Consider the following 24,499-nt stretch of genomic DNA (forward strand, 5'->3'; position numbering starts at 1 on the left):
CCGGCAACGCGCCCGCGGCGCCAGCTACAACGCCGCGCTGCGCCAGCTGGCGAACCGGCTCGTCGGCATCCTGCACGGATGCCTCAAAACCGGCGCAGCCTACGACGAGGCGACCGCCTGGTCGCATTCAAGCTCCTGGGATGTCTTTCAGCTAGGCTGCCCGGACTGGGTGTGCCCCACCGCGGATGTGGGTAGCACCGACCGATGAGACCGGAGCGGGGGCACTGGTGGCGATAAGGGCTGCGACGAGACAGGACATCGGTGTCGAAGCCGTGCCTGAGCAGGCGGCCGCGACCGATACCCCCGCCGACCCGCCGGCGACCACCCCGGCCCCGTCACGACTGCTCGTGCTCGACGGGTTGCGACTGGTCGCGGCGCTGATGGTGGTGGCGCACCACCTCGTGCGCGGCCCGTGGGGCGTCCGGCCGGAGGAACACTTCGGCCTGCTCGCCTCGCTGGCCAAGTACGGCTGGCTCGGGGTGAACCTGTTCTTCCTCATCTCCGGATTCGTCATCTGCATGAGCAGCTGGGGCCGCAGCCTCGGGAAGTTCGCGGAATCGCGGATCGTGCGCCTGTTCCCGGCGTACTGGTTCGGGGTGATCCTCACCACAGCGGTCCTGATGCTGTGGCCGGTGCTGCGCGAATCGGTCTCGGTGCCGCAGGCGCTGGCCAACCTGACCATGATGCAGAGCGGGTTGGGCGTCATCGACCAGGATTGGTCGTACTGGTCGCTCGGCGCCGAGCTGCGGTTCTACCTGCTCTTCGCGATCGTCGTATGGCTCGGCGTCACCTACCGCCGCGTCGTCTACTTCTGCGCCGTGTGGACGATCGTGGCCGCCTTCTCCACCTCCTGGCACGAGGGCTGGCTGGACAACCTGATCGTGCCCAACTTCGCCCCCTACTTCGTGGCGGGCACCGCGCTGTTCCTGATCCATCGCTTCGGTGCCACCCTGCTGCTGTGGGGCCTGGTCGGGGTGAACTGGCTGATCGCGCTGTACCGCCTGGAGAAGTACGACGGCGTGGTGGTGCTGCACCTCAACTGGTGGCCTGTCGCCGCCGTGGTCACCGTGTTCTGGGGCATCATGATCGCGGTGGCGCTGGGCGCGTTCGAGCGGGTGCGCGGACGGTGGCTGCTCACCGCGGGTGCGCTGACCTACCCGCTCTACCTCATCCACCAGGCCATCGGGCAGACCCTCATCCGCGGTCTGCACGAGCACGTGCCCGCCTGGCTGTTGCTGGGCGCGGTGATCGCGCTGATGCTGGGCACCGCCTGGCTCATCAACCGGTACGTCGAACGGCCGCTGGGCCGCCGACTCAAGCGCGGGCTCGACGCCTCGCTGACCGCCGCGCGCAACGCCTGATCAGCACCGGTCCGGGGTGGACACATTCCGACTCTTGAACGTGAGCGTGTCGCCACACTCGGCGTGGCGGGTGCGCAGGCGCGCCCTCACCGCGTACGGTGTCGGGTGAGAACGTCATACCGCGGCCGGGAGCTCCCCCCGGTAGCCCCGGTATCGACAGGCACAGGGGACGGAGGATAGCGATGCGACCCGTACGGTTCGTCGCCCTCTCCGAAGACGGCCAGGCGCTCGTCCTCGCGGACGAGGTGGGCCGTCTACTCGCGCTGCCCATCGACGATCGCGTCACGACGGCCACGCACCCCGACCGGGGCGCGGGCGGGCCGCACACGATGACCATCGCGGCGGTGCCGTTCGATGCCAACCCGGTGCTGTCGCCGCGCGACATCCAGTCGCGCATCCGCGCGGGCGAGTCCGCCGACGACGTGGCCCGGGTCGCGGGCGTCCCGGTCGACCGGGTGCTGCGCTACGCCGGACCGGTGCTGCAGGAGCGGGCCATGCTGGCCCAGCACGCGCGCCGCACCCGACTGAAGAGCTCGGACAAGGGCGCGACCCTGGCCGACGTCGTCGACGGTCGGCTGGCCCAGCACGGCATCGACACCGAGAAGATCTCCTGGGACGCGTACCGGCGCGAGGACGGCACCTGGCGCGTCGTGGCGACCTGGCCCTCGGGCAAGGCCACCGCGCAGGCCATCTGGGAGCTCGACCGCAACCGGCAGCAGGTCTCCCCGCACGACGACATGGCGCAGTACCTGTGTGCCGAGCGTCCTACCCAGATCCTGGGCCAGGACCCGAACGCGGGCCAGACGCCGCCGCCGAGCCGCAGTGGGCACGGGCTGCCCGCCGCCACCGACGCGACGCGGCGTCCCAGCCGGGACCCGATCCGGGCCGGTCGCGACGCGCTGGTCGCCGCGATGGACCGGCCGCTGGGCTCCGGCCCGGGCCGGGGCCTCGACGTGCCCTCGGAGACCCCGCGCCAGCGCCCCGCCGCCGCCACCATCGGCGGTGCGGGCAGCGCCTTCGACGAGGACCCGGACGCGCCCAAGGAGGTGCCGGCCGTCCCGTCGCTGGCCGTGCTGCGCCCCCGGCGCCAGGCTCCCACCGACGCGACCGGCACCGCCACCGGCGACAAGCCGCGCAAGCGCCTCCCGAGCTGGGACGACGTCCTCTTCGGCGGCGCCCCTGCCGCCCGGGAGAACTGACCCCCCGCGGGTGGGGTGTGACTGTCGTTTTCGGTCAGCGGGCCGGCGGTAGCGGCGCCCGCTGACCGCAGCTCGCGATCATGGCTGCCACCCCACCCCGCGCCGGGGATAGGGTGGGGACTCATGGAGTTCACCACACTGGGTCGCACCGGCCTGACCGTCAGCAGGCTCTGCCTGGGCACCATGAACTTCGGTCCGAAGACCACCGAGGCGGACAGCTTCGCCATCATGGACCGGGCCCTGGAGCACGAGCTCAACTTCTTCGACACCGCCGACGTGTACGGCTGGAAGATCGGCGAAGGCATCACCGAGAACATCATCGGCCGCTGGTTCGCGCAGGGCGGGGGCCGCCGCGACAAGGTCGTGCTGGCCACCAAGGTGTACGGCAAGATGGGCGAGTGGCCCAACGACCAGGGCCTGTCCGCCCGGCACATCATCCGGGCCGCCGACGCCTCGCTGCGTCGCCTGCAGACCGACTGGATCGACCTCTACCAGATGCACCACGTCGACCGGAAGACGCCGTGGGAGGAGATCTGGCAGGCGATGGAGACCCTCGTCGCCGCGGGCAAGGTCCTCTACGTCGGCTCGTCCAACTTCGCGGGCTGGCACATCGCGGCCGCGCAGCAGGCGGCCACGCACCGCAACTTCCTCGGCCTCGTCGCCGAGCAGTCCATCTACAACCTCATGACGCGGCACGTGGAGCTGGAGGTCGTCCCGGCGGCCCAGCACTACGGCCTGGGGATCATCCCGTGGTCGCCGCTGCACGGCGGGCTGCTCAGCGGCGCGATCCGCAAACTCAAGGACGGCTCCGGCGGCCGGGTCGCCGAGGGCCGCTCCGCCGAGGGGCTGGCCGAGCACCGGAGCACCATCGAGGCGTACGAGAAGCTGTGCGAGTCGATCGGCGCCGACCCGGCCGACGTGGCGCTGGCCTGGCTGCTGTCGCGGCCGGGCGTGACCGCCCCGATCATCGGTCCGCGCACGATCGAGCAGCTCGACAACTCCCTCAACGCGCTCACCCTCAAGCTGGACGACGACACCCTGACCCGTCTCGACGAACTGTTCCCGCCCGTCGGCAAGGGCGGCCCCGGCCCCGAAGCCTGGGCCTGGTAACCCACCCTCGTCGTCAAGAAGGGGCCCTTCTACATCGGAATCCGATAAGAGGGGCCCCCTTCCTTACTCGGTGCGTAGCGCCGATGCGCTGAGCGGGTGGTACGACGGCTTCGGCCCCAGTTCGCTGCGGACCAGCACCAGTTCACGCACCGCCCAGCTCGGGCCGTGGTAGTCGCTCAGGGCGGCGAGGTCGGCGTGCAGGGCCGGGGCGGGTAGGCGGTCGCCGGGGCGAGCCAGGGTCAGGTGCGGCTGGAAGCGCTTGTCGTCGGGGTGCAGGCGGCGGGCGCGCAGTTCCCGACGCACCTCGCGGCCGAGCCGGACCAGGCCGTCCACGTCGCCGGCCAGCCCTGCCCACAGCACCGTGGAGCGGCCATGGCCGAACTTGCCGCCGCCGCGCACGGACAGTTCCCCGCAGGTGCCGGTCACCGCGTTGAGCGCGGCGGTCGCGGATTCGGCGGCGTCGTCGGGGACCTCGCCGAGGAAGGCGAGGGTCAGGTGCCAGCGTTCGGGTGGGCTGACCCGCGCGTGGGCCCGGCTCACCGAGAGCCGGTCGACCAGGTCCGAAAGGTGGGCCAGGGCCGGCGGCGGCGGAAAGACAGCCACGAACAGGCGCATCAGGACTCCGTGAGCACTACTCCTGCGGCGATCAGCGCGCCCTCGACCCGTACCCGCTCGATCTGCAGGTCGAGCCCGGCCACGTCGGCCAGGTGCTCGTCGATGCCGAGGCACAGGCACGCGTCACGCAGCGCCTGGTCGTAGGCGACGTCGGCGCGGGGCAGTTCCCGCAGGGCGGCCACGATCTGCTCGAACGGCACCGGCGCGGTCCCGATCGCGACCGGGGCGGGTTCGGGCAGCCAGGCCGGGGCCAGGCCGACGGCGCTGAGCCGCTGCGCGGCGAACTGGACCATGGTCTCGCGGGCGGCCCCCAGCGCGACGGTGGCGACGCGGGCCGCGTTGGTCCACGGCGGGCCAGCCGGCGGCGCCGGGGCGAAGGCCCGCTCCAGCCGGTCCAGGGTGCGCTGCTCGTGCCAGGCCTCACGGACCTTCTCCGCGCGGTGCCGCGCCTGGATCACCATGTCGTCGGCGCAGATCACAGCGGCGATCGCGGCGGGCATGCCGGCGAGCGCCATCACCCCCAGGGTGATCGGCAGTGCGCTGTCGGTAGCCACGTTCAATGACACTATGCCCAACCCTTCCCCACCCGCCACCGAAAACCGTACGCACGTCCCAAGAGCGATCAGCCCGTCGCCATTCCCAGCAGGTCACGCAGCCGAGCCACCCGCTCGGTCTCGCCGGTGACGGCCAACTCCGCGTCGTCGCCACGTCGCCACGCCCAGCGCAGCACCGGATCGGGCGCACCGCGCACGGTCGCGGCGGCCGGGCCGTCCCCCTCGGTGATCAGCACCTCGGCCGGGGTGGGGGTGACCAGCCAACGGCGGTCGCCGGACTCGATCGCGACCGAGCCGCCGTCCACCGCCGCGAGCGCCTGCGCGAAGTACTCGTGCCAGGCCGTGCTGCCGTACTGGAGGAACATGCGCAGCAGCTCGTCGATGCCGTCCAGGGCCAGTTCGTCCGGAACGGGACGCGACGGCACGCCCGCGGCCAGCTCGGCGTCGATGCGGTGGATGACCGTCTCCTGCGCCATGCGCCGCAGCCAGAACCCGACGGTCTGGTCCGGGGCATACCAGGTGGCGGCGGGCGATTCGGGGGCACGGGCGTCGAACTGCGCGGTCAGCTCGGCGTACGCGCGGCGCAGTGCCGCCACCCGGTCCTCGCCGGACAGGTCCACCGACCAGTCCGGCGGCTGGGCGCCGTCGCGCATGCCGGCCACCTTGTGCAGGTAGACCCCCGCGACGTGGTGGTCGAGGTCGGTCAGGGTCCAGTCCGGGCAGGTCGGAACCCTGGCGTCGGCGGGGCCGGTCACGCTGACCTCCGCCAGCCGGTCGAAATCGGTCCGTAGCGCGTTCAGGTAGTCCATGGGTGGGATTCGATCACACGGTCACGACATTGTCGGCGTGCACGACGCACACCCGGGGGCTGGGCCGGACCTGGATGGACAGCCGGTCCCCGGCGTGCCTGAGCTGCCAGACCAGGCAGACCACGGCGGCCAGCAGGGAGACCGCCCCGCCGAGCCAGATGCCCGCGGCGGCGCCGAAGCGCTCCACGACCCAGCTGATGACCATGGAGCCGACGGGCGCCGTACCCAGGAAGATGAGCACGTAGAGGGCCATCACCCGGCCCCGGAACGCACCGTCGACGCCCAGCTGCACCCGCTGGTTGGCGGCCTGGGCCAGGAACACGGTGCTGAAGCCGGTCGGCACCAGCAGCGCGAGCACCAGCCACCGGTATGGCGCGAAGCCCACCGCCACGGCCAGCACCCCGAACGCGACGGCCGCCGCGAGCAGCACATACACCGAGGGGCGGCCCTTGCGGGCGGTGCCCGCGAGCGCGCCGGCCAGCGAGCCGACGGCCAGCGCGGTGTTGAACAGGCCGAACGTCGCCGCGCCGGTGGCGAAGACGGTCTTGGCCAGCAGCGCGAGGGTGAGCTGGAAGTTGTAGCCGAACATGGCGATCACGAACATCATCGCCATCGGCAGCACCAGGTCGTGGCGGTTGCGTACGTACTTGAGCCCGTCGGTGACGCGCGCCTTCTCGTCGCGCGGGGGCAGCTCGGGCCGGATCAGCTCGGCGGGGCGCATCTGCCACTGCATGAACACCGGTGCGATCGCCATCACCGTGCTGATCAGGAACACCGGGCCGGTGCCCAGCGCGGCGATGGCGACACCGGCCAGGGCCGGGCCGGTGATGCGGGCGGTCTGGAACGTCGCCGCCGACAGCGACAGGGCGTTGGGCAGCAGGTCCTTGCCGACCAGTTCGGAGACGAAGGCCTGGCGGACGGGGGTCTCGATGGCCTGGGCGATGCCGAGCAGGCCCGCGAAGATCAGGATGTGCCAGTACCGGATGGCGCCGGTGGCGATGAGCACGGCCTGCATGACGGCGAGCACCGCCCACGCCCCATTGGAGATCATGAGCAGGGTCCGCTTGTCGAAGCGGTCGGCCAGCGTGCCCGCGTACAGCGTGAGCAGCATGACCGGGACGAACTGCAGCGCGGTGACCAACCCGAGGGCGGTCGGCGAGTTGTCGGTCAGCTCCAGGACCAGCCAGTCCTGGGCGACGTACATCATCCAGACACCGATCAGCTTGATCAGCTGGCCGCCGGCGAACAGCCGGTAGTTACGGACCCTCAGGGAACGGAAGGTGGTGCTCATTCTCGCCCGCACGCAGGTTGCGCCTCCTTGGATAGCAGCCATCCGGTTGGGACGGATCAGGCTGCTCGGCGCGGTGCGGGCGGGGACCCGCGCTCACTCCCGGGCCAGCCGCTCCAGCAGTTGGGCGGCACGCTCCACGGTGGTGCGTTCGTCCGGGGCGAGCCCGGCCAGCCGGTGGGCCAGCCACTCGTCCCGTACGCGCTGGTAGCGGTCGAGCACCGCGATCCCCTCCGGGCTCAGCGACAGCAGAACCTGCCGCCCGTCGGTGGGGTGTGGGGCTCGGCTGATCAGACCGCGGTCCTCCAGCTTCGCCACGATCTTGGTCATCGTGGGCGGCTGCACCCGCTCGGCCTCGGACAGCTCACGGGGGGTGAGTGCGCCGCCGATCCGCAGGCTGGTGAGCGCGGAAAGCTGGGTAACGGTGAGATCGCCGAGCGGCCGCTCCTGGCGCAGTCGCCGGTTGAGCCGGGTGATGGCATCGCGGAGCCGCTCCGTCAGCTCCTCGGGAGAGGCTTGCGCCACCATCACCACCTGCTCCGTCACGATCCATAGCCTAGCTAATAAGCCTGGCTAACGAAATGGTTTTCCCAGGAAGGAGCGCTGTCACCGCCGTCACAGCGCTCCGTACGGCCTCGAAACGCGCCACCTAGAAGATCATCTTCTCCAGCACGCCGCGCAGGAAGTAGACCACGAACAGCACGGCCACCGCCCAAAGGATCGGGTGCACGTCCCGGGCCTTGCCCTTCGCGAGCTTGATCAGCACGTACGTGATCACGCCGGCGCCGATGCCGTTCGAGATCGAGTACGTGAACGGCATGATCACGATGGTCAGGAAGGCCGGAATGCCGATCTCGTAGTCCGTCCAGTCGATGTTGCGGACCGAGGTCATCATCAGGAAGCCCACGATGACCAGCGCCGTCGACGCCGCCTCGAACGGCACCACCGTCACCAGCGGCGCCAGGAACATCGCCAGCAGGAACAGGCCGCCCGTGACCAGGTTCGCGAAGCCCGTCCGCGCCCCCTCGGCGACCCCAGCCGCGCTCTCGATGTACGAGGTGTTGCTCGACGTGCTCGCCACGCCGCCCGCCGCCGCCGCGATCGAGTCGACCAGCAGGATCTCCCGGGTCCGGGGCACCGTCCCGTCCTCCTGGAGCATGCCGCCCTCCTGCGCCACCGCGACCATCGTCCCCATGGTGTCGAAGAAGTCGGTCAGCAGCAGGGTGAACACGAACATCGCCGCGACGATCGGGCCGGCCGTCTTCCAGCCGCCGAGCACGTTGAAGTGGCCCAGCAGCGACAGGTCCGGCACACCGACCCACTTGGACGGCACCACCGGCACGTTCAGGCTCCAACCCGCCGGGTTGGGCTTGCCGTCGACGAACGACGGGCCGACCTTGGCGACCGCCTCCACGATGATCGCCAGGATGGTCGAGCCGACGATGCCGATCAGGATCGCGCCCTTCACCTTGCGCGCCACCAGCACCGCGGTGACCAGCAGGCCCACCACGAACACCAGCCCCGGCCAGGTGACGATCACGCCGTTGATGCCCATGCCGATCGGCGGCGAGCCGGTGCCGGTCGCGCGGACGAACCCGGCGTCGACGAATCCGATGATCGCCAGGAACAGGCCGATACCGACACCGATGGCGGTCTTCAGCTGCATCGGCACGCTGTGGAAGACCGCCGTACGCAGGCCGGTCAGCACCAGGATGCCGATGATCACACCCTCGATGACGACGAGGCCCATCGCGTCGGCCCAGGTCATCTTCGGTGCGATCTCGTACGCGACGAGGGCGTTCACGCCGAGACCGGCCGCCAGCGCGAGCGGGAACCGGCCCCACACGCCCATCAGGATGGTCAGCAGACCCGCCATCAGCGCCGTACCGGCCGCCAGCGCCGCCATGGGCAGCTTCGCCCCGGTGCTGTCGACCCCGCCGCCGAGGATCAGCGGGTTGAGAACCACGATGTAGGCCATCGTGAAGAAGGTGGCCAGACCACCACGTACCTCGCGGGACATCGTCGACCCGCGGGCGGAGATTTCGAAGAAGCGGTCGAGCCCACCGACCGCGCCAGTGCCTGCTGTGCTCATGGGCCGCATCGTCCCAGATCGACGACCGGTTGTGTATCGGTTCCGGCCCCGGGTCCACTAAACCTCGAATCAGCGATGAGGAAGAATGGGGAATGTGACCAGGACCGCCACCCGTGCCCCGAAAGTCGACCAGGTATGCGCCGAGGCCGTCGACACGGCTCGTGCCGCGATCACCGATGACGCCGGTCATGTCGGCGAGCATCTGCACGCGGTCGCCGAAGGCGACCGTGTGGTGACCCACTACTTCGCCTGCGACCTGCCCGGATACCGGGGCTGGCAGTGGGCGGTCACCGTCACCCGCGCCCCGCGCAGCAAGCATGTGACCATCTGCGAGACGGTCCTGCTGCCCGGCGGCGACGCGCTGCTGGCCCCCGGCTGGGTGCCCTGGCACGAGCGGCTGCACCCCGGTGACCTGGGCGTGGGCGATCTGCTGCCCACTCCGGAGGACGACGAGCGGCTGACCCCCGGCTACCTGCTCAACGGCGACCCGGCCGTGGACGAGGTCGCCTGGGAGCTGGGCCTGGGCCGCCCCCGCGTCCTGTCCCCGCTGGGTCGCGAAGAAGCGGCCCAGCGCTGGTACGACGGCGAGAACGGCCCCGACGCGCCCATCTCCGTGGCGGCCCCGCGCACCGCCCGCTGCGTGTCGTGCGCGTTCTACGCGCCGCTGGCCGGTTCGCTGGGGCGCGTCTTCGGCGCCTGCGCCAACGTGTACGCCCCCGACGACGGTCGGATCGTCTCGCTCGACCACGGCTGCGGCGGCCACTCCGAGGTCCTCATCGACGAGACCGTCATCCCCGCCCCGCCCACCATCTACGACGACGGCGGCGTCGAAGAGGTATAGCCCGACCCCAGGATCGCTCGAGTTGCCCGGCAATCGGGGGAAAGACCGGTCAAGATACGCCCGCCTGCCCGGCAACTCGAATGATCTAGGCGGTCACCAGCTGCCCGCCAGGGCGGCCAGGTGCGGGGCGGCGGCGGTGAGGGCGGACAGGGCGTCGCCGATGCGCCAGGAGGCGCGGTCGCGCGGGCCGACCGGGTTGGAGATGGTACGCAGCTCCGCGAACGGCACCCCGGCCTGCTCGGCGGCGCACGCCACCCCGTAGCCCTCCATCGCCTCGGCCAGCGCCAGCGGATGGCGGGCGACCAGGTCACGTGCGGTCTCGGCGGTGCCGGTGACCGTGGACAGCGTGAGCACGTCGCCGACGACGGCGTCGGGCAGCACTCGGCGCAGCGCGGCCAGGAGGTCCTTGTCCGCCTCCAGGGTGGCGGTGCCGAAGCCGAGATCGTCGAGGCTGATGAAGCCGGTGTCCGCCTCCGGTGCCTGGGCACCCAGGTCGGCGGCGATGCTGCGGGCGCCGAGGACCATACCGCCGGGCTCGACGCCGATGCCGCCCGCGATACCGGCGGAGACGACCGCGCGGTAGCGCGAACCGGCCAGGGCCAGCAGCCGGGCCGTGCCCGCGGCGGCCGCCGCCGGGCCGACCCCGACCGGTGTCACGGTCACCGGATGGTCGGCGGGCATCCCGCGCAGCAGCGCCTCCGCCTCGGCCGCCACCGCGGTCACGACCAGCAGCGTCACTTCTTCGTCCCCTCGTCGGTCGGGTCCAGCGACGACGGACGGTACACGTGGAAGCCCTCGGGGATGGTGCGCGCCTCCTGTTGCGGCACCCGCGCCACGGCGTCGGATCCGCTCGGCGGCCCCGACACGACCTCGCCGCTGAGCACCGGGCCGGTCGCCCTGGCGGCAGGGTCGGCGGGCAGCCGCAGTGCGAGCAGCGCGCCGACGCTGAGCAGCAGGGCCGCCACCCACATCGGCCAGGCGGGCACCGCGAGCCCGATGACCAGTCCGGTGGCTCCGGTGGCCAGGCCCGCGATCAGGCCGTACTGGGTGGCGCGGTAGAGGCCGCCGAGCGGGTGCACGGTGCGGGGCAGCAGCCGCCACAGCGCGGTGAGGTGCATCGCCCACTGCGGCAGGACCAGCGCGAACAGGACCAGCAGCAGCAACCACAGGTCGCCCGCCCACTGGGCGGCCAGCAGGGTGGCGACGGCGCGGCCGACCAGGGTCAGCCCGATCGCGGCTCGGGCCAGGCCGGGGGCGCGGCTGACCAGGACCGCGCCGAGCACGGCCAGCACCAGGCTGCCGGTCAGCGCGGCGGACCAGCCGAGGGCGCCCGGCGACCCGGCCGCCCAGACCAGCCCGGCCAGCAGGGACAGGTCGGCCGCGACCGCGACGGCGTGCAGGTCGAACAGGCGGGCGGCGCGCGGATCGCCACCGGAGCCCACGGCCCGCACGCGCAGGGCGGTGCGGGTGAGCCACCGGATGCCGACCACGGACCGGTTGACCGTGGCGACGAGCATGCGGATCATCCGGACCAGCAGGTCCGCGAGGTGGCGCAGTGCTTGCAGCAGGGGCATGGTGCATATCCTGCCAGCGCGTACCCTGTTGGGGTGCCCATGGAACCACCCAAACCGCTGGACCCGCCGACCGTCCCCTTCGCCCTGGCCGGCATCGGCGCGTTCGCGCTGGTCGGCCTCGTCTTCCTGATCTTCCGGGACTGGCTCGTCGCCAACGGGCACGAGCACTGGCTGTGGATCTGCGCGGCGGGGGTGCTCTGGGGGCTGCCCGGCCTGGCCACGATGATCGTGCACGACCGGCACCGCCGGGAGCGCCGCTCGTGAGCGCGCCGCTCAGCATCGCCTTCTCGCCCTGCCCCAACGACACGTTCGTGTTCCACGCGCTGGCGCACGGGCTGGTCCCCGGCGCACCGGCGCTGGACGTGACCTACGCCGATGTCGACGTCACCAACACCGCCGCCCTGGACGGGCGGTTCGACCTGGTCAAGGTGAGCTACGCGGCGCTGCCGTGGCTGCTGGACTCCTACGAGCTGCTGCCCTGCGGCGGCGCGCTCGGCCGTGGCTGCGGCCCGCTGCTGCTGACGGCGGGACGGACGGACGTCAGCGGGGCGACGGTGGCCGTGCCCGGCGACCGGACCACGGCGTACCTGCTGTTCCGACTGTGGGCCCAGCAGAGCGGCCAGGTGCCGGGGCGCATCGAGGTGGTGCCGTTCCACGAGATCATGCCCGGGGTGGCGCAGGGGCGGTTCGACGCCGGACTGGTCATCCACGAGGCCCGGTTCACCTACCCGCGATACGGCCTGACCAGCCTGGTCGACCTCGGCGAGTGGTGGGAGTCCGACACCGGGCTGCCGATCCCGCTCGGGGCGATCCTGGCCAAACGCGGTGCGGTCGACCCCGGCGCGGCGACGGAGTGGGTGCGCGCGTCGGTGCGGGCGGCCTGGGCCGACCCGGCGGCCAGCCGCGACTACGTGCTCGCGCACGCGCAGGAGATGGAGCCCGACGTCGTCGACCAGCACATCAAGCTGTACGTCAACGAGTTCACCGAGGAACTGGGCGAGGCCGGCCACGCCGCCGCCCGAGCCCTGTTGACCCGGGCGGCGGCGGCCGGCCTCGTTCCCGCGGTGACGCTGTAGGTCAGACCTCCAGCTCGCGGGCGATCGCGTGCAACGCCTCGGCGATCTTCTGGGCGCTCTTCTTCTCGGGGAAGCGGCCGCGCTTGAGATCGGGCAGGATCTTGCCCTCCAACACCTTGATCATGTCTTCGATCATGTTGTTCAGCTCGTCGGCGGGGCGCCGGCGCAGCTCCACCAGCGACGGCGGGGCGTCGATCAGCTTCACCTGCAGCGCCTGGTCCCCCTTGCGACCGGCGGCGACGCCGAACTCGACTTTCTGGCCCGGCTTCAGGTCGGCCACCCCGCCGGGCAGCGCGGCCTTGTGCACGAAGACGTCCCCGCCCTCGTCACGGGTCAGGAAACCGAAGCCCTTCTCCGTGTCATACCACTTCACCCGACCCGTAGGCACTGCTGCAACACCTGCTTCTCTGCACCGCGGGCGGCTCCGCCCGACACGTCCGACACCGACCACGCCGACGGTGGCCCGCTGACAAGGCTAGCGATCGCGCTTCAGGCACCCAACTGGAATCCCCGGCTCGACCGACACAGTCAGGCTAGTCGATGTCAACGCCCGCGAGGGGAACCTCTCCCCGGCGGTCCGCACGCGCAGCCCCGACCGGATAGCGTGGAGACACGATGACCACCGAGTACGCCGACCACCTGCGCACGCTGTCCGACGACGCCCTCGGCGCGCTGCTGCGCCTGCGCCCCGACCTGATCACGCCGGTCCCCACCGACGTGACGGTGCTGGCTGCCCGGGCACAGACCCGGGTCTCGGTGGCCCGCACCCTCGACACCCTCGACCGGTTCACCCTGGAGATCCTGGACGCGCTGCGGCTGACCCGGGACCCCGACGGGCACACCACCTCGCTGGCCTCGGTCGTGGCCATGGCGTGCGCCCCCACGGGCGGCCCCGAACCGGCCCGGGTCGCCGAGGCGGTCGGCAGGCTCCAGGCCAGGGCTCTCGTGTACGGACCCGACGACGCGCTGCGGCTGATCCCCACCGTCGACGAGGTGTGCTCGCCGTACCTGGCCGGGCTCGGGCGGCCCGCGGCCGAACTCGACACCACCACCGAGTCCGGCGGCGCGGTGACGGCACTGGTCGCCGACCCGGCGAAGCTGCGCCGCACCCTGCTCAGCGCGCCCCCGAACGCCCGCGCCGTGCTGGACCGGCTGGCCGAGGGGCCGCCCGTGGGCACCAGCACCAACCGCAGCGAGCCCGTCGCCTGGCTACTGGAGCACCACCTGCTCGTCGCGACCGGCGACGACGCGGTCGAGCTGCCCCGCGAGCTTGGCCTGCTGCTGCGCCGCGACGCCGGGCCGCTGGGTCAACTGCACCCCGAACCGCCCGAGGTCACCGGACCGCCCCGGCCGGTGTTGAACGCGGACCGGGCCGGGGCCGGGCAGGCGATGAGCGCGGTGCGCCATACCGAGGACCTGTTGGAGGCGCTGCACGACGAACCCGCGCCGGTGCTGCGCGGCGGCGGGCTGGGCGTGCTGCCGCTGCGACGGCTGGCCAAGTCCGCCGGGATCGCCGAACCGCTGGCGGCGCTGCTGCTGGAGACCGCGATGGCGGCCGGGCTGCTGGGCGAGCTGGAGCTGGGCAGCGAGACCGTGTTCCTACCCGCCGCGGGCTACGACCTGTGGCGCGGCACCCCACTGGCGCAGCGCTGGGCGGTGCTGGCCGGGGCCTGGCTGGCCATGCCGCGCCAGCCCGGCCTGGCCGGCGGCCGCGACGAGAAGGACCGGCCGCTGACGGCGCTGTCGCCGCAGCTGGAACGGGCCGGGATGCCCGCCGCGCGCCGGGCCGTGCTGGCGGAGCTCGCCCAGTTGCCGCCCGGTGCCGCACCCAGCCCCGACGAGCTGCTGGAACGGCTGCGCTGGCAGGCGCCGCGGCGGCTGCGCGGCCGGGCCGAACTGCATCGCGAGGCCCTGTCCGAGGCGGCCGAGCTGGGCGTGACCGGCTCCGGTGCGCTGACCGGGTACGGCAGGCTGCTGCTGGATGTGGGGCACGGCGACGCCGACGGCGACCCGCTCGGGCTGCGTCCCGAGGCCGAGCTGCCGCCGGAGCAGACTCCGCTGGTGGTCGCGCTGGCCGCGCTGCTGCCGCCCCCGGTCGATCACGTGCTGGTGCAGGCCGACCTGACCGTGGTCGTCCCCGGGCCGCCGGAGTCGGCGCTCGCGGCCGAACTGGACCTGGTCGCCGAGCACGAGTCCGGCGGCGGCGCCAGCGTGTACCGGGTGACCGCGGCGAGCCTGCGCCGGGCACTCGACGCCGGGTACGCCGGGACGGACCTGCACGCGCTGTTCCAGCGGCGCTCGCGGACGGCGGTGCCGCAGGCGCTGACCTACCTGATCGACGACGTTTCGCGTACCCACGGCGGGCTGCGCACCGGCGCGGCCCAGGCATACCTGCGCAGCGACGACGAGGGGCTGGTGTCGGCGGTGCTGGCCGACCGGCGACTGTCGGCGCTGCAATTGCGCCGGCTGGCGCCGACCGTGCTGATCAGTCCGTTCAGTTCGGGGCGGCTGCTGACGGCGCTGCGCGACGCCGGATACGCGCCGGTCCCCGAGGACGCCACCGGCGCGGCCGTGCTGACCCGGCCGAAGAGCCGCCGGGCGGCGCCGCGCGCGGCGCTGGAGCCGCAGCCGGATCCGCTGGAGGCGCCGGGGCTGACCGAGCCGCGGCTGCTCGGCATCGTCGAGGAGATCCGCCGGGGTGAGGCGCGGGCACGGGCCGCGCGCCGGGCCCCGGCCGAGGTGCGGGCCGCCGCGGGGTACCCGATGTCTAGCCTGACCGCGGTGCAGGCGCACTCGCAGGCACTGGCGGTGCTGCAGCAGGCGGTGCGGGACAAGGCCAAGGTCTGGGTGGGGTACGTCGACGCGCACGGCGCCAACGCGTCCCGGCTGGTCCGGCCGGTCTCGCTGGGGGCGGGTTATCTGCGCGCCGAGGACGACCGGACCCAGACGCTGCACACGTTCGCGCTGCACCGGATCACGGCGGCGGCTCCGGCCGATTGACCCGTTCCGGCGATGGCCCGGTTTTGGCACCATCGCGGGCGTGAGCCCCGACGCGCGTGCCCGCCTGCTGCTGCTCGCCGTGCTCCTGATCGGATCGGGCGGCTGGTTCGCGCTGTCCTGGGGGCTGATGGGCACCTCTCCGGGCGACGCGGCGGGCGAGGCGGCCGGCGCGGCGCTGGGACTGCTGGTGCTGATCTCGGTGGTCGGCACGGTGCGCCGCCACCGGATCCGCTGAGGCCGCCACCCGCCTATCCCCCTAATGCCTGGCAAGCCGGGACGAAACGTCCTTCGGATGGCACGCTGGGGGGGTAGGGACAGGGGGCGCGATGACGACAGAGCAGGACGCGGTACGGGAGCAGATCGAGCCGCCCCCATCGAGCCGGGCCGTGTCGAACCGTGCCGTGATCGTGGTCGGCGGAGTGTCCGCCGCATTGTTGGCCTGGTTCTTCTGGGCCTGGCTGGGTCTGCGACGCAACGTCGTCGACGCGGCCGGGGAGTCCATCGGCACCGCCATCGCGCTGCTGCTGGTGGTGTCGATAGCCGGGGCGACCTGGCGCGCCCGCCGCTGACGTCGCGAGCCACGGCGAGCCGGGCCGCTGGGAAAAGGGAGTGGGCCGTAGCCACCCCCGCGGCCACGGCCCACTGACGTTGCGCTCGCCCCCGTCAGGCGCCCCGAACGCGCACGGCACTCGGATTACGCGTTCCGGGTGGTCCGGGGTTGCGGGTCGGCATCGGATTCAACCGAACGACCGATCAGCTCCACCCGACCGTCCGAATCGACATCAGGTACCCGGCCGACGCCCGAAAATCTTTACCGCGGTTCCGTTCTTGAGCGTGTTCCAGAACTTGACCGCGTCAACAGGCAAAAGGTTGATGCAGCCGTGCGATCCGATCGCACCGTTGTGGATCCAGGTCGTGGTCTGGTGAAAACCACTACCACCAACCACGCGCTGCCAGTACGGCAGCCACACGTCCCACTCCTCCGACCAGTTCTTCAACTGCCGGTCGTGGATGGCGAACGAGCCGGTGTCGGTCGCGTAGCCGTTCATGCCGGTCCGGGTCACGGTCGGGCCGTACACGATCTTTCCGCCGCTCATCAGCCACACCGTCTGGTGGGTGAGGTCGACGCAGGCGGTCAGGCCGCTGCCCGCGCCGCAGGCGCTCGCCTTGCTGGCGACCAGGCGCTCGGCGACGTTGCGGGTCATCGGACCGGCCTTGCCGTCCACCGGACGCAGGTCGAACCGCTTCTGGAACTTCTTGATGGCGTCGCAGTCCGCCTGGGACTGCTTGCCGTCCACGGTCACCTTGCCGTACCCGCCGAGCTTGGCCAGCGCCTGCTCCACCGCCTGCTGGTGCTCGCCCTGCTGGCACGTGGCCGGTTTCGGGCTGGTGGTGGGCTTGGGCGACGGTGACGGCGGTGGCGGCACCTGGCTGGGCGACGGTTCGGCGGACGGCTGCGCCGAGTCGGCGGGCAGCGGCAGGTCGGACGCCTGCGCCTGCGCCACCGGGTCCGGCGCGGCGGACTTCGGTTCGCATGCGGCGGTGCCCACCAAGCAGGCGATCGCGAGCACGCTCACGACTATTCGACGCACCAGGCCCTCCCCGAGGCTCACGGCCGATCCACGCAGAGTCGGCTCTGCTCGGATCTAAGACGGTCTCCACCTGGGCGCAGGTTGCCCTCCGTGGGAGACTGGACTGTTGACCTGCATCGGATACGGCGCGAGCCGTGTCCCGCCGACGCAGACGAGGTGAGCATGACGAACGGACCGCTGATCGTCCAGTCGGACAAGACGCTACTTCTCGAGGTGGACCACCCGGACGCCACCGCGTGCCGGATGGCCATCGCCCCCTTCGCGGAGCTGGAACGCTCGCCGGAGCACATGCACACCTACCGACTGACGCCGCTCGGGCTGTGGAATGCCCGCGCGGCCGGGCACGACGCCGAGAGCGTCGTCGACGCGCTGCTTCGCTTCTCCCGTTACCCGGTGCCGCATTCGCTGCTGGTGGACGTCGCCGACACCATGGACCGGTACGGCCGGTTGCAGCTGCTCAACGACCCCGCGCACGGGCTGGTGCTGCGGGGCCTGGACCGGGCGGTGCTGGTCGAGGTGGCCAAGTCGAAGAAGGTCGCCGGGATGCTCGGCAACCAGCTCGACGCCGACACCATCGCGGTGCACCCGTCCGAGCGCGGCCACCTCAAGCAGGTGCTGCTCAAGCTGGGCTGGCCCGCCGAGGACCTGGCCGGGTACGTCAACGGCGAGGCGCACGCGATCGCGCTGCGCGAGGACGGCTGGCACCTGCGGTCGTACCAGCGGGAGGCGGTGGAGCATTTCCAGGCCGGTGGGTCGGGTGTGGTGGTGCTGCCCTGCGGCGCGGGCAAGACGCTGGTCGGCGCGGCCGCGATGGCTCAGGTCAGCGCGACGACGCTGATCCTGGTCACCAACACCGTCGCCGGGCGGCAGTGGCGGCGCGAGCTGCTGGCCCGCACCACGCTGACCGAGGACGAGATCGGCGAGTACTCCGGCGAGCGCAAGGAGATCCGGCCGGTCACCATCGCGACATACCAGGTGCTCACGACGCGACGCGGGGGCGCCTTCCCGCACCTGTCGGTGTTCGAGGCCCGCGACTGGGGCCTGATCGTGTACGACGAGGTGCACCTGCTGCCCGCGCCGATGTTCCGCTTCACCGCCGATCTGCAGGCCCGCCGCCGCCTGGGGCTGACCGCCACGCTGGTGCGCGAGGACGGCAAGGAGGGCGACGTGTTCAGCCTGATCGGGCCGAAGCGCTACGACGCCCCGTGGAAGGACATCGAGTCGCAGGGCTGGATCGCCCCCGCCGACTGCACCGAGGTCCGGGTCTCGCTCACCGACGCCGAGCGCATGCGGTACGCCACCGCCGAGCCGGAGGAGAAGTACCGGGTCGCCGCGACCGTGCACAGCAAGCTGCCGGTGATCGAGGCGCTGATCGAGCGGCACGCGGGCGAGCAGGTGCTCGTCATCGGCGGGTACCTGGACCAGCTGCACGAGATCGCGCAGTTCCTCACCGACCGCGGCACCGAGACCCCGATCGTGCACGGGGCCACCACCACCAAGGAGCGTGAGCGCCTGTTCGACGCGTTCCGCGACGGCTCCCTGCGTACGCTGATCCTGTCCAAGGTGGGCAACTTCTCCATCGACCTGCCCGAGGCGGCGGTGGCGATCCAGGTGTCGGGCACGTTCGGCTCGCGCCAGGAGGAGGCGCAGCGGCTGGGGCGGGTGCTGCGACCCAAGGCCGACGGCCGTCAGGCGCACTTCTACTCGGTGGTCTCCCGCGACACCGTCGACACCGACTATGCCGCCCACCGCCAGCGCTTCCTCGCCGAGCAGGGCTACGCCTACACCATCGTCGACGCCGCCGACGTGCTCTCCCCCGAGCCTCCGGGCGGTGCCTGACCGCCGAGATCGGGCCGCTCACGCAAGCGGCCCAGCACCCGGGCCACCTCGGGATGATCGGATTCGACGGCGGGCAGCGGCCGCACCGGCAGCAGCTCGCCGTCGAACTCGACCAGCACCGCTCGCGGCAGCTCCGGCACCAGCCGCGCCCGCAGCTCGACCATCCCGTCACCCCACCGCAGCGGCCCGGGATCACGCGGATCCGCGTAGTACCCGCTGAACTCCCGCGTCCGCTCGTCCCAACGGCGCATCGACCTGCGCAGCACCCAGGCCGCCAGCATCTCGACATCGGCCTCCGCCATCAGCACGTCGATGTGCCGAGCCGCCACCGGCGCCCCCTGCAACACCGCCGCACACGGCCCATCCAGCACGAACCGCAGCCCCTTCGGCGCCAACGCCGTCAGCTGGTGCAGATCCTGCACATGCCGCGCCTGCAGCTCCCGCAGATTCGCCGCCGCACCGCCGATCGCGTCATCCAGATGGCTGCCCACGGCCTCGGCATCCACCCGTATTTGCAGGCCGAGCGCCGCGAACACGCGATCCGCGTATGCCGAGCTGACGGGACCGCGCCCGCCCTCCAGCCTGGAGACGTGCTGCTGCGACACCTCGGCTCGACGGGCGACCTCCTGCTGGCTGAGCCCGCGCCGTTCCCGCTCCACCCGAAACAGGTGGCCCAGCCGCCCTGCCAAGGTGACCCGCTCCGCGCTCACCACTACATGTTGCCGCTGGTCCGGCGGCAGTTCGAGTCCCTGTGGACAACCAACCGGAGCCTGTGGACAACCGTCCGGCGCGAGGAGTCCGCGTAGCGCGTTACACGTCATGCGGTGTGGCCACACCGCATGACGTGTAACGCGGCCCGTGAAGTCCGTGTTGCGCCACCGAATACTCACGGCCATCAGACGGACACGTGTCGGCGACGTCGGCGAACAGCGCGAGGCGAGACCGGTCAGGGCAGCAAGCCGTGGTGCAGGTCGCCGAGGCGGGCGGTGCGGGCGAGGACTTCGGTGGGGGTGAAGTCCTCGGCGGTGAAGTCGCCCGCGGCGACTTCGTCCCAGGTCAGCGGGGTGGAGACGGTGGGCACGGGCCCGGCGCGCAGGGAGTAGACGCAGACAGTGGTCTTGGCCTGGTTGTTCTGGCTCCAGTCGATGAAGACCTTGCCGGGACGCAGTTCCTTGGCCATCTGGTCGGTGACCATGTCCTTCGCCGCGGCGGCGAACTCCGCCGCGATACCCCGGGCGTAGTTCATGACGTCGTCGAAGCCGCCCTCGAACGCGGCCGTGACCTGCATGCCCTTGCGACCGGAGGTCTTCGGATAGGCCTCGCGGCCGTCGACGGCGAGGCGGTCGCGCAGGGCCAACGCGACCGCGCGGCACTCGTCGAGTCCGGCGGGCGGGCCGGGATCGAGGTCGAACACGACCCGGTCGGGGCCGGGGGCGCCGACACGCCACTGGTGCGTGTGCAGTTCCAGGGCGGCGAGGTTGGCCAGCCAGACCAGGGTGGCGGGTTCCTGGCAGACGATCAGGCCGTCGGGGGCGAGGGGCACCCAGGACGGATGGTTGGCGGGGGCGTTCTTCTCGAAGAAGCCCGGCCGGTCGGCGCCGTCGGGGAAGCGGATGCGGGTCAACGAGCGGTCGGCCAGATGCGGCAGCAGCACCGGGGCGATGCGCAGGTAGTAGTCGATCACCTCGGCCTTGGTGGTGCCGTCGGGGTAGAGCGCCTTGTCCAGGTTGCTGAGGGTGAGCTGGCGGCCGTCGACCTCAGTACGCATCGGTGCCGTCCTCGGCGGGGCCCGCGGAGACAGGGTCGGTGCAGTCGGTGGGCAGCTTGTCCGGGCGCATCCGCAGGAAGCAGGGGAAGCGCAGGCGGCCGTCGGGCGTGATCTCGGTGTAGCGCACCTCCACCACCAGCAGCGGCTCCACCCAGGTGCCGGACTCGGCCGGCGGCTCGAACGGCGACTCGGGCCGGGCCAGCTCCCGCAGCACGGGCAGCAGCGCCCGCTCGTCGCGTACGGTCAGGCCACCGCCGACCCGGCCGCGGTAGCGTAGCCGCCCGTCGGGCAGCGGCGTGCCGACGAGCAGGGCACCCAGCGGACGGGCACCGGGCCGCCAGCCGCCGATGACGAAGTCGGCGGTGTGCACGAACTTCCACTTGATCCAGTCCGGCGACCGGACGCCCGGCTGGTAGCGCGAGGACCGCCGCTTGGCCACCACGCCCTCCAGCCCCAGCTCGCGGGCGGCGGCCACGGTCGCCTCGCCGTCGTCGAAGCTCGGTGACACCGACAGGTCCAGCTCGGCCAGCAGCTCGCGGCGGCTGCTCCAGGGCAGGTCGGGGCGGATGACGTCGAAGGCCACGTACGCGGCGGGGCGGCCCTGCTGCATGGCCTGGAAGCTGGGCATGCCGTGGGCGTCGAAGGCGACCAGTTCGCCGTCGACCACCTCGGTGAGCGCGGGCAGTCTCGGGCCGGTCAGGCGGCGGCCGGAGCGGCCGTAGAAGTGGCCGTCGGCGTAGACGGCGCGAAAGCCGTCCCACTTCACCTCGTACGCCCAGTCGGGGCCGGTGGGCAACGGGCCCGCGGTGGCCAGCATCGGCGCGATGATCAAGCGGCCTTGGCCTTCTTCGCCGGGGTCTTCTTGGCGGTGGTCTTCTTGGCCGCGGCCTTGGCGGGCTCGGTCGACTTCTTCGCCGTCGAAGCGGCGCCGCGCACAGACCCTGCCGAGGTGGCCTCCTTGGCGGGCACGGACTTCTTGGCCTTCTTGATCGGCGTGACCGTGGCGTGGGTGCCCTTGATCTCGGCGGCCTTCTCCTCGGGCTTGGCCCCGCCGCGGGCCGCGCGGGCCCGTTCCACCGACTCGCGCAGGGCGGCCATCAGGTCGATCGTGGGTGCGATCGGCTCCTCGGTGGTCGGCTGCACCACCGTGTCCTGCTTGCCGATCTTGACGTCGATCACCTGCTGCAGCGCCTCGCGGTACTGGTCGGTGAACTCCTCCGGATGGAAGTCACCCGACATCGAGTCGACCAGCGACGCGGCCATCTTGATCTCCTGCGGGCGCAGCTTGAGGTCGTCGTCGAGGAAGTCGAACGCCGCCTCGCGCACCTCGTCCGGCCACAGCATGGTGTTGAGGACCAGCACGCCCTCGTGCACCCGTACCGTGGCCAGGGTCTCGCGCTGGCGCAGCGCCACCTTGACCACCGCGACCCGGTCCACGTGCGCCAGCGCCTCACGCAGCAGCAGGTACGGCTTGACCCCGGCGGCGCCGTCAGGCTCCAGGAAGTAGGCCTTGTCGTAGAGGATCGGGTCGATCTGCTCGTTGGGCACGAACTCCAGCACCTCGATGGCCCGCGACGTGGTCAGCGGCAGGTTCTTGAAGTCGTCGTCGGTGAGCACCACGATCTCGCCGCCGCCGACGTCGAACCCCTTGGCGATCTGGTCGTAGCTGACCTGCTCGCCGTCGAGCGAGCAGACGCGCTGGTACTTGATCCGCCCGCCGTCGGCCCGGTGCACCTGGTGGAACCGGATGTCCTTCTCCTCCGTTGCGGAGTAGAGCTTCACCGAGATCGACACCAGGCCGAACGAGACGGCGCCCTTCCAGATCGCCCTCATAAGGGCAACATTGCCACGGTATGACCCCACGGGTGGCCGGTACCGCCAGAACCGGGCGGGCTCTACTGTTGACGTTCATGGGCTCCGACGAGGATTGGTACAACTCGTACCACGGCAGGGTGCGGGCGGCCATGGGCAGCGCGACCCTGTTCTTCCTGGCCGCGCGCGGGGTGATCCGCGACGGGCAGGGCAGGGTGCTGCTGATCAAGCGCACCGACAACGGCTACTGGGCGTTCCCGGCGGGCGCGATGGAGCTGGGCGAGTCGATGCGCGACTGCGCGATCCGGGAGACGTTCGAGGAGACCGGCCTGAAGGCGGGCAACGCCGTCCTGTTCGCGTTCCTGTCCGGCCCGCAGTACACCTTCACGAACGTGTTCGGCGACACCTACCAGCACATCTCCGGGTCCTACCTGCTGACCGACATCACCGGCGAACTCGACCCCGACCCGTACGAGGCGTCCGACTGCGGCTGGTTCGCCCCCGACGCGCTGCCCGAGCCCACCTCCGGCGCGGTGACCTGGACCCTGGAGCACCTCGCCCGGTTCGAGCAGACCGGCGAGATCTTCGTCGACTGAGGGTCGCCACGATCTAATCCGCTTGCCGTTCTGCCTGGTCACGAGAGACCATCGGGCCTCGTGACGAAGAAGCGCCTCTCCCTGGACCTGTCGCCGCTGCGCGGACGCGACTACCGGCTGGTGTACACGGCGGCCGGGGTGAGCAGCTTCGGCTCGATGATCACGTATGTCTCGGTGCCGATCCAGCTCAAGCAGATGACCGGTGACCCGCTGATCGTGGGACTGCTGGGCGTGGTCGAGCTGGCTCCGCTGGTGTTCATGGCCTTCGTCGGCGGCGCCCTGGCCGACTATGTGGACCGCCGCAAGCTGGTCTTCTGGGCCGAGATGGCGCTGGCGGCGCTGACCGGCGTCCTGCTGCTCAACGCGTTGATCGGCCCCAAGATCTGGGTGATGTTCCTCGTCGCGGGCCTGACCGCGGCCGTCGACGGCATCCATCGCCCCGCGATGGACTCGATGATGCCGCGCCTGGCCGCGCCGGAGCAGATGTCGGCGGTGGCGGCGCTGAACTCGCTGCGCTACCAGGTGGCGCAGATCGCCGCCCCGACCCTGGCCGGGGTGATGCTGGCCAACCTGAGCGTGGCCTGGGTGTTCGGCTTCGACCTGGCCACCTTCGTGGTGTCGTTGCTCTGCTTCTCGATGGTGCGCGCGGTGGCCCCGCCGGAGGCGGCCGACCGCCCGTCGCTGCGCTCGGTCGCCGACGGCATCAAGTACGCCAAGAGCCGCCCCGAGCTGATCGGTACGTACCTGGTGGACATCAACGCGATGTTCTTCGCCTTCCCGGTCGCGCTCTACCCGTGGGTGGCCGACCGCTTCGGTGGCCCGTCGGTGCTCGGCCTGTTCTACGCCGCGCTGGCGATCGGCTCGATGCTGGTCACGCTGACCTCGTCCTGGACGACCCGGGTGCACCGGCACGGGCGGGCGGTGCTGCTGGCCGCGGGCGCCTGGGGTCTGGGCATCGTGCTGTTCGGCGTCTCCGACCAGCTGTGGCTGGCCCTGATCGGCCTGGCCGTCGCGGGTGGCGCCGACATGATCTCCGGCCTCTTCCGGGCGACTATCTGGAATCAGACAATTCCGGACTTCCTGCGCGGCCGCCTGGCCGGGATCGAGATGCTGTCCTACCTGACCGGGCCGATGCTGGGCCAGACCCGGGCGGGGCTGAGTGCCCGCCACTGGGGCTACAGCGGCGCCGTGATCTGGGGCGGCGTGCTCTGTGTGGCGGGCACGGGCGTGCTGGCCGGGCTGCTGCCGAGCTTCTGGAAGTACGACGGTCGCGACGGTCTCGCCCGCAAGCACGCCGAGGAGCAGGCGCGCGCCGAACTCGTCCGTGCGGGTGAACCCGAGGTGGCCGCCGTCCCCGCGTGACGCGCGGCTGA

General features: G+C 71.7%; 26 protein-coding genes and 1 pseudogene. 13 read left to right on the forward strand and 14 right to left on the reverse strand.

The window, feature by feature from the left end:
• The 4 genes and pseudogenes from KUA19_RS42855 to KUA19_RS17015 form a co-directional block, all read left to right on the forward strand.
• A pseudogene (locus tag KUA19_RS42855) lies at positions 1-208 on the forward strand (hypothetical protein); the annotation flags it as partial.
• Between the two features lie 64 nt (positions 209-272).
• Complete coding sequence (locus KUA19_RS17005; protein ID WP_308167480.1) at positions 273-1,361, forward strand: acyltransferase family protein; 1,089 nt, start codon at positions 273-275, stop codon at positions 1,359-1,361.
• A 182-nt stretch (positions 1,362-1,543) separates the two neighbouring features.
• Entirely contained in the window at positions 1,544-2,560 is a 1,017-nt protein-coding gene (sepH, locus tag KUA19_RS17010) for a septation protein SepH (protein ID WP_217396993.1), read from the forward strand.
• A 123-nt stretch (positions 2,561-2,683) separates the two neighbouring features.
• Entirely contained in the window at positions 2,684-3,670 is a 987-nt protein-coding gene (locus KUA19_RS17015; protein ID WP_217396994.1) for an aldo/keto reductase, read from the forward strand.
• A gap of 63 nt (positions 3,671-3,733) precedes the next feature.
• Here KUA19_RS17015 and thpR read toward each other — a convergent pair whose 3' ends face one another.
• The 6 genes from thpR to KUA19_RS17045 form a co-directional block, all read right to left on the reverse strand.
• The gene (thpR, locus tag KUA19_RS17020) at positions 3,734-4,285 is read right to left on the reverse strand and encodes an RNA 2',3'-cyclic phosphodiesterase (RefSeq protein ID WP_217396995.1); all 552 of its coding nucleotides are present in this window, start codon (positions 4,283-4,285) and stop codon (positions 3,734-3,736) included.
• Positions 4,285-4,839: a hypothetical protein gene (locus tag KUA19_RS17025; protein ID WP_217396996.1), complete on the reverse strand. Its 555-nt coding sequence runs from the start codon at positions 4,837-4,839 to the stop codon at positions 4,285-4,287. Before KUA19_RS17025 ends, thpR begins: the two co-directional genes overlap by 1 nt.
• A gap of 68 nt (positions 4,840-4,907) precedes the next feature.
• Positions 4,908-5,648 carry a maleylpyruvate isomerase family mycothiol-dependent enzyme gene (locus KUA19_RS17030; protein WP_217396997.1) on the reverse strand — a complete coding sequence of 247 codons (741 nt, stop codon included), beginning with the start codon at positions 5,646-5,648 and terminating at the stop codon, positions 4,908-4,910.
• Positions 5,649-5,661: 13 nt separating this feature from the next.
• Complete coding sequence (locus KUA19_RS17035; RefSeq protein ID WP_217396998.1) at positions 5,662-6,951, reverse strand: MFS transporter; 1,290 nt, start codon at positions 6,949-6,951, stop codon at positions 5,662-5,664.
• An 81-nt stretch (positions 6,952-7,032) separates the two neighbouring features.
• Complete coding sequence (locus KUA19_RS17040) at positions 7,033-7,482, reverse strand: MarR family winged helix-turn-helix transcriptional regulator (RefSeq protein WP_372451804.1); 450 nt, start codon at positions 7,480-7,482, stop codon at positions 7,033-7,035.
• A 103-nt stretch (positions 7,483-7,585) separates the two neighbouring features.
• The gene (locus KUA19_RS17045; RefSeq protein ID WP_254549588.1) at positions 7,586-9,028 is read right to left on the reverse strand and encodes an NCS2 family permease; all 1,443 of its coding nucleotides are present in this window, start codon (positions 9,026-9,028) and stop codon (positions 7,586-7,588) included.
• An 85-nt stretch (positions 9,029-9,113) separates the two neighbouring features.
• Here KUA19_RS17045 and KUA19_RS17050 point away from each other — a divergent pair, with 85 nt between their 5' ends.
• Positions 9,114-9,869: a DUF3027 domain-containing protein gene (locus KUA19_RS17050; protein WP_217397000.1), complete on the forward strand. Its 756-nt coding sequence runs from the start codon at positions 9,114-9,116 to the stop codon at positions 9,867-9,869.
• 93 nt (positions 9,870-9,962) lie between these two features.
• Here the strand turns inward: KUA19_RS17050 and KUA19_RS42860 are convergent, their stop codons facing one another.
• Both KUA19_RS42860 and KUA19_RS42865 read right to left on the reverse strand, forming a co-directional pair.
• Positions 9,963-10,607 carry a futalosine hydrolase gene (locus KUA19_RS42860; protein WP_308167481.1) on the reverse strand — a complete coding sequence of 215 codons (645 nt, stop codon included), beginning with the start codon at positions 10,605-10,607 and terminating at the stop codon, positions 9,963-9,965.
• A complete protein-coding gene (locus KUA19_RS42865; RefSeq protein ID WP_254549590.1) occupies positions 10,604-11,443 on the reverse strand; it encodes a hypothetical protein in 840 nt (279 codons plus the stop codon). Before KUA19_RS42865 ends, KUA19_RS42860 begins: the two co-directional genes overlap by 4 nt.
• 39 nt (positions 11,444-11,482) lie before the next feature.
• On the opposite strand from KUA19_RS42865, the gene KUA19_RS17060 reads away from it, so the two are divergent.
• Complete coding sequence (locus tag KUA19_RS17060) at positions 11,483-11,707, forward strand: DUF2530 domain-containing protein (protein WP_217397339.1); 225 nt, start codon at positions 11,483-11,485, stop codon at positions 11,705-11,707.
• The gene (locus KUA19_RS17065; RefSeq protein ID WP_217397001.1) at positions 11,704-12,519 is read left to right on the forward strand and encodes a 1,4-dihydroxy-6-naphtoate synthase; all 816 of its coding nucleotides are present in this window, start codon (positions 11,704-11,706) and stop codon (positions 12,517-12,519) included. Before KUA19_RS17060 ends, KUA19_RS17065 begins: the two co-directional genes overlap by 4 nt.
• 1 nt (position 12,520) lies before the next feature.
• Here KUA19_RS17065 and KUA19_RS43965 read toward each other — a convergent pair whose 3' ends face one another.
• Positions 12,521-12,907, reverse strand: a complete 387-nt coding sequence (locus tag KUA19_RS43965; RefSeq protein ID WP_217397002.1) for a cold-shock protein — start codon at positions 12,905-12,907, stop codon at positions 12,521-12,523.
• Positions 12,908-13,134: 227 nt separating this feature from the next.
• Between KUA19_RS43965 and KUA19_RS17075 the strand changes: the two genes are divergently transcribed.
• From KUA19_RS17075 to KUA19_RS17085, 3 genes are all read left to right on the forward strand, one after another.
• Positions 13,135-15,519 (forward strand): helicase-associated domain-containing protein, encoded by a 2,385-nt coding sequence (locus tag KUA19_RS17075; RefSeq protein WP_217397003.1) that lies wholly within the window; start codon positions 13,135-13,137, stop codon positions 15,517-15,519.
• Between the two features lie 40 nt (positions 15,520-15,559).
• A complete protein-coding gene (locus KUA19_RS17080; RefSeq protein WP_217397004.1) occupies positions 15,560-15,754 on the forward strand; it encodes a hypothetical protein in 195 nt (64 codons plus the stop codon).
• Between the two features lie 91 nt (positions 15,755-15,845).
• The gene (locus tag KUA19_RS17085) at positions 15,846-16,088 is read left to right on the forward strand and encodes a hypothetical protein (RefSeq protein ID WP_217397005.1); all 243 of its coding nucleotides are present in this window, start codon (positions 15,846-15,848) and stop codon (positions 16,086-16,088) included.
• Positions 16,089-16,301: 213 nt separating this feature from the next.
• Here KUA19_RS17085 and KUA19_RS17090 read toward each other — a convergent pair whose 3' ends face one another.
• Complete coding sequence (locus KUA19_RS17090) at positions 16,302-17,132, reverse strand: L,D-transpeptidase family protein (protein WP_308167482.1); 831 nt, start codon at positions 17,130-17,132, stop codon at positions 16,302-16,304.
• Positions 17,133-17,273: 141 nt separating this feature from the next.
• Between KUA19_RS17090 and KUA19_RS17095 the strand changes: the two genes are divergently transcribed.
• Positions 17,274-18,950: a DNA repair helicase XPB gene (locus KUA19_RS17095; protein ID WP_217397006.1), complete on the forward strand. Its 1,677-nt coding sequence runs from the start codon at positions 17,274-17,276 to the stop codon at positions 18,948-18,950.
• Here the strand turns inward: KUA19_RS17095 and KUA19_RS17100 are convergent.
• From KUA19_RS17100 to ku, 4 genes are all read right to left on the reverse strand, one after another.
• Complete coding sequence (locus KUA19_RS17100; RefSeq protein WP_217397007.1) at positions 18,893-19,660, reverse strand: helix-turn-helix domain-containing protein; 768 nt, start codon at positions 19,658-19,660, stop codon at positions 18,893-18,895. The genes KUA19_RS17095 and KUA19_RS17100 overlap by 58 nt on opposite strands.
• Positions 19,661-19,896: 236 nt before the next feature.
• Complete coding sequence (gene ligD / locus KUA19_RS17105; RefSeq protein WP_217397008.1) at positions 19,897-20,718, reverse strand: non-homologous end-joining DNA ligase; 822 nt, start codon at positions 20,716-20,718, stop codon at positions 19,897-19,899.
• Positions 20,708-21,535: an ATP-dependent DNA ligase gene (locus tag KUA19_RS17110; RefSeq protein WP_217397009.1), complete on the reverse strand. Its 828-nt coding sequence runs from the start codon at positions 21,533-21,535 to the stop codon at positions 20,708-20,710. Before KUA19_RS17110 ends, ligD begins: the two co-directional genes overlap by 11 nt.
• An 11-nt stretch (positions 21,536-21,546) precedes the next feature.
• A complete protein-coding gene (gene ku / locus KUA19_RS17115; RefSeq protein WP_217397010.1) occupies positions 21,547-22,551 on the reverse strand; it encodes a non-homologous end joining protein Ku in 1,005 nt (334 codons plus the stop codon).
• Between the two features lie 77 nt (positions 22,552-22,628).
• On the opposite strand from ku, the gene KUA19_RS17120 reads away from it, so the two are divergent.
• On the forward strand, positions 22,629-23,126 hold the full coding sequence (locus tag KUA19_RS17120; RefSeq protein WP_254549591.1) for an NUDIX domain-containing protein: 498 nt from the start codon (positions 22,629-22,631) through the stop codon (positions 23,124-23,126).
• A 60-nt stretch (positions 23,127-23,186) separates the two neighbouring features.
• Positions 23,187-24,488 carry an MFS transporter gene (locus KUA19_RS17125; protein WP_308167483.1) on the forward strand — a complete coding sequence of 434 codons (1,302 nt, stop codon included), beginning with the start codon at positions 23,187-23,189 and terminating at the stop codon, positions 24,486-24,488.
• Positions 24,489-24,499 lie beyond the last annotated feature (11 nt).

It is taken from the genome of Catellatospora tritici, assembly GCF_019083965.1.
In the GTDB taxonomy this organism is placed as follows: domain Bacteria; phylum Actinomycetota; class Actinomycetes; order Mycobacteriales; family Micromonosporaceae; genus Catellatospora; species Catellatospora tritici.